Below are 17179 nucleotides of genomic sequence, written 5' to 3' on the forward strand. Positions count from 1 at the left end.
AAAACCGGGATTTTATATGTTTTTTGATGCAAATAAAAGAGTTACAAATGGAACCACACGAAAGGATTGATATACCATTGACTGCTGCAGCATATCGAAACATTTTGCTTTCTCTTCTTTGTTTAACAGCGGGAATCGTGGATGTGATCGGTTATTTAAGCCTAGGACACGTCTTCACGGCTAATATGACGGGAAATATCGTTTTATTGGGATTAGCGATCGGAAAATCTCTTCAAGTCACTGTTTTTCATTCTTTAACTGCGCTAATCGGTTTTATCGTGGGAGTAATTGTTTCCACGATCATTGTTGGAAAGGCAGAGAAAACATTTTGGCCATCCCCTGTAACAAAAGCGCTGGCAATTGAGGCATTCATTTTATTTGTTTTTGCTTGTCTTTCAATATCTTCTGCTTTCGTTCCCGTGTACATCCTTATTATCCTTTTGAGTATTGCCATGGGAATACAAACAATAGCAGCTAAACGACTGGGGATTGCAGGCATTTCTTCAACTGTTTTAACCGGGACATTGGCTTCTCTTTTAGAGGATCTTTCCGGCCGGTTGTTTTTCTCCAAACAGAATAAAACATTCTTAAGAGATGCTGTGTTAAGGGCGCTGGCCATCATATTATATTGTGTCGGGGCTATTATTGTAGCTTTTGCAGAGCCGCATTTTCATTACATCATTATTTGGGCTCCGATTGTGCTCATTTTAGGTATTATACTTACTGCTCTGATCAAGTTGCAAAAAGTAAAGTAAAATTTTCCCGCTTGTGGAAGCGGGGATGGGAATTTTTTGAGCTTATACACTATGAATGAAATAAGAATTTTGGTTCATATGTGCATCAGAACATAAGGATTGCATTGTCATATAAAGTGCACCCTTTGATATATATACAATAGTGAATTAGACATAAATCAATCTATGAATCTATGTCCTCTTTTAATCCACATTGATGAGTATTACAATGATAATGATTATCATTTAAAGCTTGGATTAGGAGGATGTCTATGAAAAAGAAGATGAGTGCTGTAATTAGCGTAGTTATGCTGATGATCCTTTGCTTTTGCCCGCAAGCTTCAGCAGCCTATAACGACTTGCACGAAGGCTATGCAACCTATACCGGATCAGGCTATTCAGGAGGGGCTTTCCTTCTTGACCCAATCCCATCTGACATGGAGATTACGGCAATTAACCCAAAGGACCTGAATTACGGCGGTGTGAAAGCTGCTCTTGCCGGCTCTTATCTTGAAGTGGAAGGGCCAAAGGGGAAGACGGTCGTCTATGTTACCGATCTATACCCTGAGGGCGCCCCAGGAGCCCTTGATCTTTCACCAAATGCATTCAGCAAAATCGGTGCTATGAAAGATGGAAAAATTAAAATCAAATGGCGTGTGGTCAAAGCGCCAATCACTGGCAATTTCACATACCGGATTAAAGAAGGCAGCAGCCAGTGGTGGGCAGCAATTCAAGTCAGAAATCACAAGTATCCCGTTATGAAAATGGAATACTACAAAGACGGAAAGTGGATCAACATGGAGAAAACGGACTATAATCATTTCCTCAGCACCAATTTAGGAACGGGCTCTCTTAAAGTCAGAATCACTGACATTCGCGGAAAAGTTGTAAAAGACACGATTCCAAAGCTTCCTGAAAACGGAACATCTAAGTCATACACAGTTCCTGGGCATGTGCAGTTTCCTGAATAAAACAGGTTATAAGAAAAATCAGAAAATAAATTCATGAAAAGCAGGTTACCGATCCTGCTTTTTATTTTTATGGAAACTGAACATCATAGTTCGTTTTATTGGACTAATCGTTGTTACCTGTACAATAATAAAGCCCTTTCTGTATTGAGTCATACGAAGAATCAATCAAGTTGTGCATGAATTTGAATTGTGGTTTGACCGGTTATCCTAGTCCGAGGAGCGAAGTTTTGGTGGTGGCCAATCTATACTGTTGAGAATTATTACTGGCTGGAAGACAGCTGAATGGGGAAGAGCGGTGCCTGAAAGAACCGCTCTCCTGTAAAAAGTCGTATTAATCTTTCGCTTGGTGTTCCTCTCCTAATGTTAATAGCCATTCTCTTAAGATATGTTTTTGCACATATCTTTTTCCGTTTATTTCAATATGAGGGAGGTCTGTGAGATCCTTCGCTAAGTGTTTCGCCTCCGCTTGGGTTATGCCTAAAAAATGCCCGATGTAAAAGTGAATATCTCGTTCTTTAATCAGCATGATGTCATTTTTTCCGTTAGCTTTTGGGTTGTTAATATGCTTTAATCCTTCTCCGATAAAATATCCAGCCAATGCAATACCGATTCCTAAAAAAACGTCCATGTGTCTGCCTCCATTATGTAATCGTCATGTTATACGGTCAATCCATATCATTGGTTTCATTTTTTTGATTGTGTACACAAAAAACCGCCAGAGCAAGCTCTGGACGGTTTCTATGCTTTCTCAATCTGCACTCGGCCTGAGAAAAAAGTGGCGCCTCCGCCCATATCAGACAAGCGGTCTGGGGTCAGGGCGTTAACAAGCTGATTTTTGCCTGGTTCATCTGCCCATAATCCTTGACTGACGACAACACCGGGCAGCACTTGTTCTCCGACTGCCGCGGTTAGTTCACACTCACCTCGGCTGTTCCAAATCCGTACAGCTTCACCATCAGTGATGCCGTGTTCTTCGGCATCTATCGTGTTGATAAAGAGTTTCGGTGTTTTTTCAAGTTTGACGTGCTTTGCATTGTTGGAAAACGTTGAATTTAAGAAATTATGATTCGGCCCCGGAACATACATAAACGGGAATTCTTGATCCGGCGCAAGCGGCGTATGTGTCGGTAACGGCGGGAAACCGGCTTGTTTCATTTTTTCTGAATATAATTCTATTTTTCCGCTCGGTGTCGGCAGTTTACCCGGGAACAGCGGCTTTTCACGCTTCGCCTTCATAAACGAACGTTCAGTGAGTGATTCATAACGAATCTCTGCCAAATAAGGGTTATCTGGATGGTGAAGCGCCTGGCGGATTAAGTCTTCATCTGAATCTTTCAGCTCCTGATCCGTAAAACCCATTGCCTCAGCCAATAACCGGAATACCTCGGTATTAGACTTACTTTCTCCGTATTTCTCAATCACCGGCTGCTGAAGCTGAATGTAATGGTGCCAGTATGAGGTGTAAAAATCAGTATTTTCAAAAGAAGATGTAGCAGGCAGTACAATGTCCGCATATTTGGCTGTTTCTGTCAAAAACAAATCATGAACCACGGTGAACAAGTCATCCCGCAGGAGGCCTTGTCTGACTTTGTTCGCTTCTGGCGCCACAACGGCTGGGTTCGTCCCATAAATAAAGAGGGAGCGAATAGGAGCGTCTGTTTCCAGAAGGACTCTGCCCAGCCGGTTCATATTAAACGATCTCGGTGTGCGGCCTTTCAGTAAATCAGGACGCTGAAGCGCGTTGGTGTTATATTCTAAAATTCCGCTGTTATGCTTGATGGCGCCGCCTCCTGTATGCATCCATTGACCGGTAATCGCCGGAAGACAGGCAATCGTTCTAACAATCATCCCACCGTTGTCGTGATGCTGAAGGCCGTTTCCGATTCTGATAAAGGAAGGGGAGGTTTCACCATACATTTTTGCCAGCTGATAGATATCGTCGGTACTGACACCAGTGATCAGCGATACCTTTTCTGGATGATACTGTTTCACATGCTCGCGCAATTCTTCATAGCCGACTGTATATTCTGATAGAAACGCTTCATCGTGAAGGTTTTCTTTAAATAATATGTGCATGATTCCAAGGGCAAGCGCGCTGTCGGTACCGGGTTTTATAGGAATAAACCAATCTGCGAGTCGTCCTGTCTGATTTTTATGCACATCAATTACAACAATTTTTGCGCCTTTTTTCCGTGCTTTTTGTGCGATTGTAATTTGATGCATGTTTGTGCTGACTGCGTTAATTCCCCAAAAGATAAACAGTTTTGTATGAATCGTTTCTTCAGGATCGATTCCAGCACTCACACCCATGGTATATTTATAGCCTTCTGAACCGGCTTTGCTGCAAATCGTCCGCTCAAGCTGGCTTGAGCCCAGACGGTAAAAGAAGCGGCGGTCCATTCCTTCAGCCGTTAATTTTCCCATATTGCCGTAAAAGCTGTAAGGCAATATGCTTTCAGCTCCTTCTTCATCAATCAGCTGTTTCCAGCGAGATGTGATGGTGTCAATCGCTTCCTCCCAAGAAATTGGTTTAAACTCTGCCTCGCCCTTCATACCTATTCGTTTCAGCGGAGTCTTCAGCCGCTTCTCATCATAGATGCGCTCAGCCATATTTCGTACTTTGTTGCATATATTTCCGGCTGTCACGGGATGATCAGGATCACCCTGCACTTTCACAATTTTCCCGTCTTTTTTATGTACCAGTAATCCGCACTGGTCCGGGCAGTCCAGTGAGCAAACGGATTTAAAAATGCCGTTTTGTTGAGTGGCAAACGATTTCATAGCCCAGTTCCTCTCCCTAGTTAGATATATTGTAAGAATTATAACATTTCGAATGATAACGTCAATTCTGAAAAAAAGACATTGACATCAATCTGGGTCTTCTTTATGATTAACGTATTCTTAATTCTGAAAATTACATACAAAACATTTTCTATCAAGAGAGGTGGAGGGACTGGCCCTATGAAACCTCGGCAACATTATTGTGCCAATTCCAGCAAGCGACAGCTTGAAAGATAGGAAAGTAAGGTTTATACCGGCTTCTGTCTGTGGCAGAGTGCGCCTATACATGAATCTCTTTCCATCTTTGGAGAGAGATTTTTTTGTGTGAAAAATAACGATGAAAAGGATGTTTTGCATCATGACGGTTTTGATTACAGCACCGTACAACGAAGAAGGACGAAAAGAGCTTGAAGAATTGTTCGGTTCCGTTGTTTATCAGTCTTGGAAAGAAAACGGCCGGGCATATAGAGAAGAAGAATTGATTCAGCTATTACAAGAGTCAAATGCGACGGGGTTGATTACTGAGCTTGATCAAGTGACAGAAAACGTGTTTGCATCAATGCCGGAACTTTCATTTGTGGGAGTATGCAGGGGAATGCCTTCCAATGTTGATGTGACAGCAGCGTCAAACAGAGACATTCCGGTTTTCTATACGCCTGGGCGAAACGCACAAGCTGTTGCTGAAATGTTTATTGGAAATGTGATTTCATTTCTCCGGCATACGAATACCTCTAATCAATGGCTAAAGGATGGAAAATGGAACAGCGATTATTTGCAGGCGTATGCCAAATTCAAAGGTAATGAAATAACAGGAAAAACCGTGGGTATGGTGGGATTCGGAGCGGTTGGGCAAAGGATCGCAAAACTGCTGACTGCATTTGACTGCAAGGTTTTGTATTACGATCCATACGTACACCACGATCATCCGCTATATGAAAAAGTATCTCTGGAGAAGGTTTTTTCAGATAGTGATATCGTTTCTGTTCATCTGCCGCGTACAGATGATACGCTTGGCCTCATTGATCGTTCGTATTTTGACTTGATGAAAGAGAGCGCCATTTTCGTGAATACATCACGAGCTGTCGTGGTAAACCGAGAGGATCTTTTATCTGTACTGAAAGAAAGTAAAATCAGGGGTGCAATATTAGACGTTTTTTATCATGAGCCGCCTGAGCAATCGGATTATGAATTTATTTCATTGTCTAATGTTCTGGCAACACCTCATTTAGCAGGGGCAACATTTGAAGTGGAGGATCATCACGTTACCATTTTGAACGAAGCGCTTAAAAAGTGGAGGGATGAAAAAACTCTCAATATTCCGACCTTATATAACAGAAACGATCTTACAGCAGAGGTGTAAGAAAAAAGGAGGGCATCAGGATGACGAAACAAAAAGGTTATCTCGTATTTGACATTGGCACTGGCAATGCAAGAGTTGCAGTCGTAAGTGTGTCGGGCAGCGTTCAATCGGTTGAACGGGAGGACATTGTATATACGACCGAGCCGCTTTACCCGGACAGCCGCTATTTTTCTCCACAGGCGCTGTGGAATCAAATCATGAATCTGGCTAAACGTGCGATGTCTCGTTCTCATCATATTGAAATTATTGGTCTCACTTCAACAAGTCAAAGACAGGGGATCGTGCTGCTTGATCAAAATGGTGAGCCTTTCCTCGGTCTGCCCAACATTGACAATCGGGGCAGGGAGTGGGAGGAAAACATACCGAATCAGGAAGAAGTATACAGCCGAACAGGCCGTCTGCCGACTGCGCTTTTTTCAGCGCTCAAGCTTTATGGTTTAAAGCACCGGCAGCCCTCCTTATGGAAAAAGACTTCAAGCTTCACAAGCATCAGTGATTGGGTGACGTATCAGCTGAGCGGGGTATTGACATATGAACCGTCACAGGCGACGGAAACGCTGCTGTTTGATGTAAATCAAAATACATGGTCAGTAGAGATGTGCGATATATTCGGTTTCTCGCCATCCATTCTTCCGCCTTTAGTCAGAGCGGGAACAGTCATTGGATCAATAACAGATGAGTATGCTGCAGAATTGGGGCTGCCACATCATGCGAAGGTTATAGCGGGTGGCGGAGATACACAGCTTGCTGTCAAAAGCACTGGTGCTGCTTTGGGGGACGCAGTCATTGTATCAGGTACGACAACACCGATTACCAAAATGATTGATGAAACTCATGAAGACAGACATCATAAAGCCTGGCTGAACTGCCACACAGATAAAGGACAGTGGCTTGCAGAGACGAATCCCGGGATAACAGGTCTAAATTTTCAAAAATTAAAGGATATTTTCTATCCGAATGAACCGTACGATGTGATGGAACAAGAAATTACTGCAATAGCTAAGGAAGATCATTCCTGTGTGTCGTCCCTCGGTTCATATTTATCGGCAGAAAAAAACAATCTAGCGAAAGGCGGCTTTCTCTTTGATGTACCGCTTTCAGCCCATTTAAGCAGAGCGCATTTTGTACGTGCGGCATTACAGGAGATTGCATGTTCAATCAAATGGAACTTTGACATTTTAACAGAGATCACTCCGTTTAATCGTGACTATGTGTGGGGATGCGGAGGCGGATTCCAAAGCAGAGCATTTACACAATATATCGCCAATCTTCTTCAGAAAAAAATCTATGTCAAAGAAGGATACAGTCAGGCATCAGTCGTAGGTGCTGCGGTGGTTTGCAATGAGGCCTTTCGTTTGACCGAAGAAATGTCTGGAAGTGTTCGGGTGATAGAGCCACAGGATTGCCGGATAGAAATGGCTTTATACGAGGAGTGGAAGCAGGTCCAGCGCTTCTTTTCAGGATTAGAGCCGTCATCGGGAAACAAGGTATTAGCATAAGGCGGAATTTGCCGCCGTTTGAGGAATTATACATGTTCTTACTTTATCGAGGTAATACGGTAATTGAGATAAGCATCTAAGGAGGATACAGATATGTTAGATCAAATTGGTATACCAAAGCGGCTGGCCTGGGGGTTTTTAGGGGTTGTGCTGTTTATGATGGGAGACGGCCTTGAACAAGGATGGCTCAGTCCTTTTCTGATTGAAAATGGGCTCACCGTTCAGCAATCCGCTTCGATTTTCAGTATATACGGCATTTCACTGGCCATTGCTTCATGGTTTTCAGGTGTATGTCTGGAAGCATTTGGGGCAAAGCGAACGATGTTTATGGGGTTGTTGTTTTATGTGATCGGTACAGCTGCTTTTATCATCTTCGGATTTGAACAGCTAAATCTGCCTGTCATGTATGTGACTTACTTTATTAAAGGCTTAGGATACCCGCTATTTGCTTATTCCTTCTTGACATGGGTCATCTACAGAACACCGCAGAACAGGCTCAGTACAGCTGTCGGCTGGTTCTGGATTGCATATTGTCTGGGCATGTTTGTTTTCGGTGCTTGGTATTCAAGTTATGCCATTAAAACGTTTGGTTATTTAAATACGCTGTGGAGTTCTATTTTCTGGGTATGCCTCGGCGCAGTCTTCGCGTTGTTTGTTAATAAAGACCGATTTGAAAAGAAGAAAAGAAAAAGATCAGAAACGGCTGAGGAGCTTTTAAAAGGCGTTACCATTCTCGTTACCAATCCGCGGGTGCTGACAGGAGGAGTGATTAGAATCATCAACAGCATCGGCACATATGGTTTTCCTGTGTTTTTGCCGATGCACATGGCTCAGCATGGCATTTCAACTCATGTGTGGCTGCAGATTTGGGGAACGATTTTTCTGGGCAATATTGTATTTAACCTCATTTTTGGAATTGTCGGTGATAAATTCGGATGGAAAAACACCGTCATTTGGTTTGGCGGTGTCGGCTGCGGCATTTTCACCGTTTTATTATACTATGCGCCTGTTTTTTCAGGCGGGAATATAGCGGTTGTGAGTATCATCGGCTTTGTATGGGGCGGTTTGCTGGCAGGCTACGTGCCGATTGGTGCGATTGTGCCGACAGTTGCCGGAAAAGACAAAGGAGCCGCCATGTCCGTTTTGAACCTGGCAGCCGGCTTATCGGCATTTGTCGGACCTGCTTTAGCTTGGATGTTCATCGGACTCGTCGGTGCACAAGGCGTTGTCTGGATTTTTGCGGTGCTTTATCTTGCAAGTGCAGTCATGACGAAATGTATTAAGATACCTGAAGAAAAAGAAGGACAGAAAGAAACTTCCCCTCAATATGCATCCTGATGAAAAGCGCCCTGGAATAGGGCGCTTTTTTCAGCAATGGTTTTTGTACAGAGTGCTCCGAAATGTTTGGTCTGAAAAGGGGCTTCATCATCACCAGTCCACCCAATAAAGAATGATAGTTTGAGCGATCGCTTCTTAACTCTCCTGATTGTATGTCTATTTTCTTCAAATGTATCTTTGTAGGGCGCGCGTTCAACCATTGTAGTAATGTCGCGGCATTTAATGGTTTTCTGTATTTCTCTTCAATTAAATCTTCAAAAAAGCGGATTCCAATGCTTTTTCCTTATCAAATTTACGTTACCGAACCATGATATACCTTTTTCATATTGATCAATATGATATTGTCGTATGATTCGCAATAAAAATAGACAATAAGTTGACAAAGTGACAAAAAGTGCTATGATGATAAAGACAACTAATTGTCTTTTTGAGGAGGGTTATAATGGATTTTTCTAAGGAACTAAAAGATTTATTTTTAATGCAGCAGTCTTACGCTACACTTTTTTCTGTTTTAAACAAAATTCAATCACGAGGTGATGAGTACTATGAAAGCTTAACGACTAGGCAATTTATGACAATGGTCTCCATACTGCATTTACCGGAAGAAGAAACCACTTTCAACAACATTGCCAAAAAATTAGGTACGTCGAAACAGAACATAAACAGGCTGGTCAGCAGTATTGAAAAAAGAGGATATGCCGTTACTGTGCCAAGTAAACGTGACAAGCGTGCGGTTAATGTGAAAATTACCGATTCTGGAAAACGCGTTTTAGAGGAATGCGGTGAAAAAGCTGTGTACTTTATGGCAGATATTTTTCAAGGATTTTCGACGGAAGAATTAGAGACACTGTGGAATTTATTGAAAAAGCTATACAGTTTTGACGGAGAAGAGCAGGATGGTTTCGAAGAAGACGCTCGTGACTTTGAAATTGAACAAGAACGTGATGATCTGAAAATAAAAGTTCTTCAGGAATTCGCAAAACGGAGAATGTAAAAGGAGATACGTATGAACAGCGTGGCATCAATTGAAAATTTGAAAAAGCAGTACACGAACAAAGCTGCGGTAGACGGCATTTCATTTGAATTAAAGGAGGGTGAAGTTCTTGGGCTTCTTGGCCCAAACGGAGCAGGAAAAAGCACAACGATTCATATTATATCCGGAGTACTGTCGGCCACTTCCGGAAATGTTACGATATTGGGCCATAATGTAAAAAACGGCGCAAAAAAAATGAAGATGGGTATTGGAATTGTCCCTCAGGATATCGCCATCTATGAGGATATATCCGCTGAGAAAAATGTTCGCTTTTTTGCCAGTCTATACTCTCTTAAAGGAGAAGGTCTGAAAGCCCGGGTTAAGGAGGCTTTGGAGCTCGTACAGCTATATGATCGTAAAGATGATAAGCCTAAGACTTTTTCAGGTGGGATGAAAAGAAGATTAAACATTGCCTGTGCTATTGCCCATCAGCCGAAACTGATTATTATGGATGAACCGACTGTTGGAATAGATCCTCAATCCAGAAACCACATTCTGGAGTCTATTAAAGTGCTGAAAGAAAAAGGAGCAAGCATCATTTACTCAACACATTATATGGAAGAGGCCGAGGCTATTGCTGATCGGATTATGATTATGAATGAAGGAAAAATCATTGCTAACGGGACGAAAGAGGAATTATACAAAAAAGTAAATAAAGAAAGGACCTATTCTTTTCAGCTGGCGAATGCAGATAAATTAAACAAAAACATTCTAAAGGATATCAAAGGGGTTATAAAAGTGCTCTTTATAGAGAATGAATTGAAAGTTACAGTCCGAAAGAACCAAGATCCCCTAGGTGAAATCATAGCAGAATTAAGTGTTCAAGGATGTAGCATTCTGCATATGAGCAGTCAAGAGGCATCCTTAGAAACGGTATTTTTAGAGCTGACGGGAAGAAATTTAAGAGATTAGGAGAGGCATCATGAATTTAGTGAAAGTAATGTCATTTGATTTTAGGAATATTTTAAGGAATCCGGTTCTCATTTTAGCCAATACGATTTTTCCTTTCATTCTTATTCTGATCATGGGCTTTGTCACAAAAAATAGCTTTGGGGCAGGCCGTATCAGTTCCTACGATTATTACGGGGTGAATATGATGATTTTCTCAGCGGCTCTGATCGCGATGACCGCGTCCAACACATTTATGGAAGAAAAGGTGAAGAGAGGAAACATCCGCCTTGTATACGCACCCGTTTCAAAGACAAGTATTTATCTTTCAAAATTACTATCAACTTACATATTCAGTGTGATTTTGTACACCATGAATGTATGGATGGCTCAAACGATTTTTAAATTGAACTTTGGCGGTGAAGATCTTCCGTATATCTTGCTTTTACTGCATTTCTTTTTGTTCTTTGGCTGCTGTTTCGGCACCATGTTTTGCTGCATTTTCAAAAATGAAGAACGGGCGAATAGCATCATGCAAATTCCAGTTGCTTTTTTTGTTTTTTTAGGAGGCGTTTTTTTCGGGATTCATAGATTTGGAGATACCGTAAATGAAATTTCCGTATTTTCTCCGGTTAAATGGGTAGCGGAATGCTCATTTCGCCTCATTTATGATCATGATTTCAGTATTTTGCTGCCTGTGGTATCCATTCTTCTCTTGGCTTCAGTCGTTTGTATTGCCGTTTCCCATGTTGTTTTTAAGCCTGAGGGATATGTATGCTGAATCTATTCCGAAATAGGTGGGAACGAATACTGGCCAAGAAAGCCATTATTATCATTGCAGTGATCATCATTCCGCTGATGGTTGGGGCAGCCATTCTTTTTTCCGGTAAACCGGTCTTAAAAGAAACCATTGCATTTGTTACGGAGCAGGATGAGATGAAAAATCTCCCCAAAGATCCTGCCTTTCGAGTGGTTATGGTCCATCAAAACCCGAGGTTCTCTGATCTTGTGTTAGGAAAATATGCAGCAGTTGTAGAAAAAAATCATCAAGACTATAAGGTAACCACTTTGAAAAGTAAAGCTGATGAAAAAATGATTCGGGAGCTTTTTGAGACTGGGAAAATGCCGATCAGCTATAAAGGAGAGGATAAAATAAGGACTGAAAGGGGGACAGGCACAAATATTTTAGGATTTATCGTGATGCTTGTTTTTATGCAAGGTGTCGCGCTCACTGCCTTGTATCCTGAAGATCGGATGCTTAAAACCTTCAGGCGGATTTTAGTGTCACCTGTAAACGAGAACAAATATCTGATTGTTCAGTTTACCTTTACATTTTTATGTCTATATATACCAACCTATCTGGCCATTGTGATGACAACATTATTATTTCATGTGGATATTGGCTTTCGCTTGGACATTTTTGCTGAACTGCTGGCTGTTCTCGCAGTGCTTGCAGCGTCATTCGCTATTTTTATGTCTTCAGTTATGGATCGAAACTTAAGCTTGGTGACGAGCGGAATCAGTGTGGTTACGTCTGTATTGTCAGGCTGCTTTATTTCTTTTACGCCTAATCTCCCCGTCTTAGATGTACTCTGTACCATTTTGCCGCAAAAAGCATTCATGACCTTAATCCATGGAATAGATATGGGGCAGACAGTGCGGGAATTCAAATTTCAGCTTTTTTATATCTTTCTTTGGTCGGCATTATTTTATGTCTTTGGAGGCTTTATTTCAAGAAGCAGGACAAAAAAAGGGATTTATTAATGAATGTCCCTAGATGTATAGAGCGCTACGAATCTTTTTTTATATGACAAGGCTTTGTCTTCGTCAATGCCGCGATGATATGTAGTCTTTTTGATTGCCGTTGCTGTAAGTATTTTCAGCTATGCTATTTTGGAAGGCAACCTTGAAGAGGGAAAGGCAGACGAGAGATTAGTAGGGAAGAGCAGCAAGAGAATGTCTTATCATTCTCTTGCTTTTCATGATTTTATAATAGAATAAACATTTGTATCATAAGGCACACCGCTTTGGTACATATAGTGTCTTAATACGCCTTCTTTTTCAAATCCCATTTTTAGCAGCAAACGATTTGACGCTTCATTTTCCCTAAAAACAACTGCACCGATTCGCGTTAGTCCAAGGATGCCAAAGCCGTAAGACACAATTTCTAAAATGGCTTCTGACGCATAGCCATTTCGCCAATTCGCCCGGCTGATTTCATAACCGATTTCTGCACGTTCATGCTTAGGAGCCAAAGCATGAAATCCAATCGTACCGATGAGTTCTTTGGTGTCTTTTCTTTCAATTCCCCACCGTATTCCTCGCTTTTCTTGATAATTGTCGGCAAACTGATGAATCATTGTTTTTGCCTGATCCATACTTTCAAGGGGATCAAGTCCGTAGTAGCGTGTGACGTCATGGTTTGAAAAACAAGAAAAAATGGCTTCCGCATCTTTCTCTGTCATCTCTCTTAGAATAAGCCTGTCGGTTTCTAATACAGGAAACACCAAATCCCTCCCTAATGATGTATGTAGGTTTATCATATCCCTTTTATTTCCTCTTTTCTATATGGAAAGCGAATTTGATGAAGCAAAGGATCGAATTTGTTTTTCTAAATCATCTTTGTTTTTCTTAAATTGTTTCATTCGATGACCGTTCGCGCCCGATGGGTGAGGGAAGCCATGAAGGCAGGTCAGCTGCCAGTTGCTGTTTTGCCTGATCAGTGTTTCACAGACTGTTTCGGCTGCTTTGCCTAGCGGGATAAGAAGAACAGGGCCCGATAGCTTTTCAAGTTCAGCGGGGAAATACTTATATGCATAAGTGCTTAGCATAGATGAGCGGGGGATAACAGGGCTATGTCCTGTATAGTTTTTCTGCTGAATGAAAACAGGGTATTTGATAACAGAAGTGGTGTGAAGCATATGGCGCAAGTTGCCGAAAAGCTGTGCGGCGCTTTGAATGCCTAAAACCTGCGGCAGTCCGCATTGATCCAGCATCGTATCAGGTTATGTCTCATAGTTCCAGAAAGTCCTGCCGCTTTTTTGGTGTCTAAAGCCATCTGTTCTAGAGAACGGCCTTTGTGCAAGCTTTCGATGGCTGTTTCATAAGCTGTTTTCATTTGTGAAAAACCCGGCGTTATGCCTGAAATCACAATCGAAGCAGCTTGATTGATATATTCATTATGAGGTGAATAGTACATTTCTAGCGCGTTTTTTTGGTTTAGGCGAAATGGGGGAGTAAACAAATCTGTTTTCGAAAGCGGTCTTGATACCGGAAGAGTATGTAGTTTCTCTGCAAATGTTGCCAAACCGCTGCGGTTTTCAATCATGGCTTAACCTCCCTAAAAATGATATCCCATTGTCCATTTTAAACGTAACAACGGGGTATCATTCATATTTAACCTCTATTCAAATGTCCAGCATGCCACACCTCTTTAACTGCTTGAGGCGCTTCTTTCACTTCAGCAGCAGTCTGCTGCAACGCGTTTTTTTTCATTTCAACATCGTATTGAATCATTTTTTGCTTTTGAGACAGCTGCTGTGCTTCCGTTTTTACCACTTCAACTTGTTTTTGCATTGATTGCGTAACTGCAGTGAGTTCCTTCATGGCGGGATTGATTTTTTTCTTGTTTTGAATCACATTTATCCCTAAGTAAATGATTGAAATGGCTATTACTGCAATACTGATATAAACGATAACCATATGTTCACCCCTTTTCTAATGTCATACCCTATTCCGCCTATTATAATCAGTTGAAATGTTTTCTGCGCAGTTCATATGATTTGCGTATTGGTTTTCTTGTGCTTATAATGTGTTATCGTACATATGTAAACAAAGAAAGGGTGCTTCAATTGCAAAGTTTACAAAATAAAACTGCTCTTATCACAGGCGGAGGCAGAGGGATTGGACGCGCTACAGCTCTTGCGCTTGCGAAAGAAGGCGTAAATATCGGTTTAATCGGACGCACTGCCGCTAATGTTGAGAAAGTCGCAGAAGAAATAAAAGCACTTGGTGTAAAAGCTGCGTTTGCTGCTGCGGATGTAAAGGATGCAGCACAGGTTGATCAAGCTGTGGCTTCTATTAAAGAGGAGCTTGGCGAGATTGATATTCTTATTAACAATGCCGGAATCAGCAAATTTGGCGGATTCTTAGATCTATCCGCTGATGAGTGGGAAAATATTATTCAAGTGAACCTAATGGGTGTATACCATGTTACTCGTGCGGTGCTTCCTGAAATGATTGAACGCAAAGCTGGTGACATTATTAATATTTCTTCTACAGCCGGCCAAAGAGGAGCAGCTGTCACAAGCGCTTACAGCGCATCTAAATTTGCCGTTCTTGGGTTAACGGAATCTCTCATGCAAGAAGTGAGAAAGCATAATATCAGAGTCAGCGCGTTAACGCCGAGCACTGTCGCAAGTGATATGTCGATTGAACTGAATCTGACAGACGGTAATCCTGAAAAGGTTATGCAGCCTGAGGATCTTGCTGAATATATGGTGGCTCAATTGAAATTAGATCCGCGTATTTTCATTAAATCTGCAGGATTATGGTCTACAAATCCGTAAAACGAAAGCCTGTCTAGTGACAGGCTTTTTTTATTTGAATTCAATACGCACAGGTAAATGTTTAACGCCAAACACGAAAGGACTTGGTACCGCTTCAAGTTTCTGTTCATCATCAGCTTTTTTAATATAAGCTGACATAGACAAGAGGGAGGAAAGAGCGATGTTTGCTTCGAGTCTGGCCAACGGTGCCCCGAGGCAAAAGTGAATTCCGAACCCAAAGCTGAGATGGGGATAGGAGGGGCGGTTAATGATAAAACGATCAGGTTCAGAAAATTTAGCTTCATCCCGATTGGCTGACGCGACCCAGCTGATAACGGAAGATCCTTTCTTTATCAATGCTCCGCCAAGCGCTATATCTTCTGCTGCAACTCGTCCGATGGCTTGAACAGGCGGATAATAGCGGAGCGTTTCTTCTATTACATTAGGGATATAGTCTGTATTTTGTCTTATCTGTTGTTGCATGGCTGTGTCTTCCGTGATGTAGCGAACAGCATTCGCGATCAAGTTAGTAGTCGTTTCGTTCCCCGCGACAAGAAGAAGAATGCAAAAACCGAGCAGCTGCTCTTCTGTTAGATATTCTCCATCCACCTCTGACTGCAAAAGCATTGTAATCAAATCTTCTTTTGGGTGAGCTCGTCGTTTTAATAGAATGTCTCTAAAATAGTTGCTTAAGAATGCGTGGCCGTCCCGGCGTTTTTGAACCATGTCATCAACAGCTTTGTCTGAACTGTCCTTCGCTCCGGACACGAGTACGTCGGAGTATGTTTTGATGATGTGCCGGTCTTCAATCGGTGCTCCAAGCATTTCAGCAATGATAATAACAGGAAGGGGGCCTGCTATATCATCTATCATATCGATTCTGTCTTTTTGCCGCGCCTCCTGTAAGAGGAATGCTGTAACGTCTTTTATGCGGGTTTCGATTTGTTTCACTGCCTTTGGAGTAAACGATTTGTTGACGAGTGCGCGTAATTTGGTATGTTTCGGAGGGTCCATTGTTAAAATGCTTTCTGCCTGTATGCCGCGTTTAGATGAAAAAAGTTTGGGATTTTTCAGGATGAATTGAACGTCATCATATTTAAAAACATCCCAGCAATCACGCTGTTTGTCATAGCGGACAGGAGACAATTTCCGAAGCTTCTCATAAATCGGGAAGGGGAAAAGACGGTCTTTTTCGAATTGTAATTCTTTCATGGGGATTAAGTTGGCGTAACGTTCATCTTTGGCAGGACGAGCTGCTTGCTTTGTCATTTTATCATCTCCTTTATCCATACGTTATCAAAGGCTGTTTTTCAATTCAACGGACATATATTGAAGAAAATGTGAATCGGACAATAGTTTTAAATTGAAGATAATAGTGAAAATAAGTTATAATGAACAAAACAAACTATGTACCAAATGTTCAATATATCTTTTATTCTCTCTAGCCATATAAACATCAATCACAAAATAACTCGATTAACCAGATCCTTAATAGAAAGCAGGAGAACAATAGGAAAAATTGAATATTTAGTACATAGTATTCTCAGTTTACAGAGAAGGGGTGCAGACGATGAAAGAAGAAAAAAGAAGTTCCACTGGATTTTTGGTCAAACAGCGCGCATTTTTGAAACTTTATATGATTACCATGACTGAGCAGAAAAGACTCTACGGATTAAAGCTTCTGGAAGTGCTTCGATCAGAATTTAAAGAGATTGGTTTTAAACCAAACCATACAGAGGTTTACCGGTCTTTGCATGAGCTCCTTGATGATGGGATATTAAAACAAATCAAAGTAAAGAAAGAAGGGGCTAAGCTTCAAGAAGTTGTCCTCTATCAATTTAAAGATTACGAGGCAGCCAAGCTGTATAAAAAACAGCTGAAAGTGGAGCTGGATCGCTGCAAAAAACTGATTGAAAAAGCACTGTCAGATAATTTTTAACATAGAAAAACCCGGTATAGCCACGAGTATCGGGTGTTTTCTGTTTTTCATTATACATATTTGTCGAAATGAAACAATACAAATCAATA

At 41.5% G+C, this 17179-nt stretch carries 16 protein-coding genes, 1 pseudogene and 1 riboswitch; of the genes and pseudogenes, 11 read left to right on the forward strand and 6 right to left on the reverse strand.

Annotated elements, in window-relative coordinates; genetic code table 11:
• Nucleotides 1-77: 77 nt before the first annotated feature.
• Both LJF29_RS05130 and LJF29_RS05135 read left to right on the forward strand, forming a co-directional pair.
• A complete protein-coding gene (locus LJF29_RS05130; protein WP_229147585.1) occupies nt 78-755 on the forward strand; it encodes a YoaK family protein in 678 nt (225 codons plus the stop codon).
• A 251-nt stretch (nt 756-1006) separates the two neighbouring features.
• The gene (locus LJF29_RS05135) at nt 1007-1705 is read left to right on the forward strand and encodes an expansin EXLX1 family cellulose-binding protein (protein ID WP_229147329.1); all 699 of its coding nucleotides are present in this window, start codon (nt 1007-1009) and stop codon (nt 1703-1705) included.
• A gap of 331 nt (nt 1706-2036) precedes the next feature.
• Here the strand turns inward: LJF29_RS05135 and LJF29_RS05140 are convergent, their stop codons facing one another.
• Complete coding sequence (locus LJF29_RS05140) at nt 2037-2333, reverse strand: hypothetical protein (RefSeq protein ID WP_168748001.1); 297 nt, start codon at nt 2331-2333, stop codon at nt 2037-2039.
• A 110-nt stretch (nt 2334-2443) separates the two neighbouring features.
• Complete coding sequence (locus LJF29_RS05145) at nt 2444-4486, reverse strand: molybdopterin oxidoreductase family protein (RefSeq protein WP_229147333.1); 2043 nt, start codon at nt 4484-4486, stop codon at nt 2444-2446.
• A 148-nt stretch (nt 4487-4634) separates the two neighbouring features.
• Nucleotides 4635-4726: riboswitch (SAM riboswitch) on the forward strand.
• 97 nt (nt 4727-4823) lie between these two features.
• On the opposite strand from LJF29_RS05145, the gene LJF29_RS05150 reads away from it, so the two are divergent.
• The 7 genes from LJF29_RS05150 to LJF29_RS05180 all read left to right on the forward strand — a co-directional run bounded on the left by LJF29_RS05150 (nt 4824) and on the right by LJF29_RS05180 (nt 12368).
• A complete protein-coding gene (locus tag LJF29_RS05150) occupies nt 4824-5846 on the forward strand; it encodes a 2-hydroxyacid dehydrogenase (RefSeq protein WP_229147334.1) in 1023 nt (340 codons plus the stop codon).
• 20 nt (nt 5847-5866) lie between these two features.
• Nucleotides 5867-7345: an FGGY-family carbohydrate kinase gene (locus LJF29_RS05155; protein ID WP_229147335.1), complete on the forward strand. Its 1479-nt coding sequence runs from the start codon at nt 5867-5869 to the stop codon at nt 7343-7345.
• A gap of 93 nt (nt 7346-7438) precedes the next feature.
• The gene (locus LJF29_RS05160; protein ID WP_229147337.1) at nt 7439-8683 is read left to right on the forward strand and encodes an MFS transporter; all 1245 of its coding nucleotides are present in this window, start codon (nt 7439-7441) and stop codon (nt 8681-8683) included.
• A gap of 442 nt (nt 8684-9125) precedes the next feature.
• Nucleotides 9126-9677: a MarR family winged helix-turn-helix transcriptional regulator gene (locus tag LJF29_RS05165; protein ID WP_010334482.1), complete on the forward strand. Its 552-nt coding sequence runs from the start codon at nt 9126-9128 to the stop codon at nt 9675-9677.
• 12 nt (nt 9678-9689) lie between these two features.
• On the forward strand, nt 9690-10628 hold the full coding sequence (locus LJF29_RS05170; RefSeq protein WP_229147340.1) for an ABC transporter ATP-binding protein: 939 nt from the start codon (nt 9690-9692) through the stop codon (nt 10626-10628).
• Between the two features lie 10 nt (nt 10629-10638).
• Nucleotides 10639-11385 carry an ABC transporter permease gene (locus LJF29_RS05175; protein ID WP_229147343.1) on the forward strand — a complete coding sequence of 249 codons (747 nt, stop codon included), beginning with the start codon at nt 10639-10641 and terminating at the stop codon, nt 11383-11385.
• Nucleotides 11379-12368, forward strand: coding sequence for an ABC transporter permease (locus tag LJF29_RS05180; RefSeq protein ID WP_229147344.1), 990 nt, complete (start codon nt 11379-11381; stop codon nt 12366-12368). The genes LJF29_RS05175 and LJF29_RS05180 overlap by 7 nt, the downstream gene beginning before the upstream one ends.
• Nucleotides 12369-12583: 215 nt before the next feature.
• Here LJF29_RS05180 and LJF29_RS05185 read toward each other — a convergent pair whose 3' ends face one another.
• The 3 genes and pseudogenes from LJF29_RS05185 to LJF29_RS05195 all read right to left on the reverse strand — a co-directional run bounded on the left by LJF29_RS05185 (nt 12584) and on the right by LJF29_RS05195 (nt 14306).
• A complete protein-coding gene (locus tag LJF29_RS05185; RefSeq protein ID WP_229147345.1) occupies nt 12584-13111 on the reverse strand; it encodes a GNAT family N-acetyltransferase in 528 nt (175 codons plus the stop codon).
• 43 nt (nt 13112-13154) lie between these two features.
• A pseudogene (locus LJF29_RS05190) lies at nt 13155-13932 on the reverse strand (hypothetical protein).
• Between the two features lie 68 nt (nt 13933-14000).
• Nucleotides 14001-14306 (reverse strand): DUF948 domain-containing protein, encoded by a 306-nt coding sequence (locus LJF29_RS05195; RefSeq protein ID WP_229147348.1) that lies wholly within the window; start codon nt 14304-14306, stop codon nt 14001-14003.
• 149 nt (nt 14307-14455) lie between these two features.
• On the opposite strand from LJF29_RS05195, the gene LJF29_RS05200 reads away from it, so the two are divergent.
• Nucleotides 14456-15172 carry a 3-ketoacyl-ACP reductase gene (locus LJF29_RS05200; protein WP_229147349.1) on the forward strand — a complete coding sequence of 239 codons (717 nt, stop codon included), beginning with the start codon at nt 14456-14458 and terminating at the stop codon, nt 15170-15172.
• Between the two features lie 30 nt (nt 15173-15202).
• Here LJF29_RS05200 and LJF29_RS05205 read toward each other — a convergent pair whose 3' ends face one another.
• Nucleotides 15203-16420, reverse strand: coding sequence for a cytochrome P450 (locus tag LJF29_RS05205; protein WP_229147351.1), 1218 nt, complete (start codon nt 16418-16420; stop codon nt 15203-15205).
• Nucleotides 16421-16721: 301 nt separating this feature from the next.
• Here LJF29_RS05205 and rtp point away from each other — a divergent pair, with 301 nt between their 5' ends.
• Complete coding sequence (rtp, locus tag LJF29_RS05210; protein WP_010334473.1) at nt 16722-17090, forward strand: replication termination protein; 369 nt, start codon at nt 16722-16724, stop codon at nt 17088-17090.
• Nucleotides 17091-17179: the final 89 nt, after the last annotated feature.

It is taken from the genome of Bacillus sp. LBG-1-113 (assembly GCF_020708615.1).
In the GTDB taxonomy this organism is placed as follows: domain Bacteria; phylum Bacillota; class Bacilli; order Bacillales; family Bacillaceae; genus Bacillus; species Bacillus mojavensis.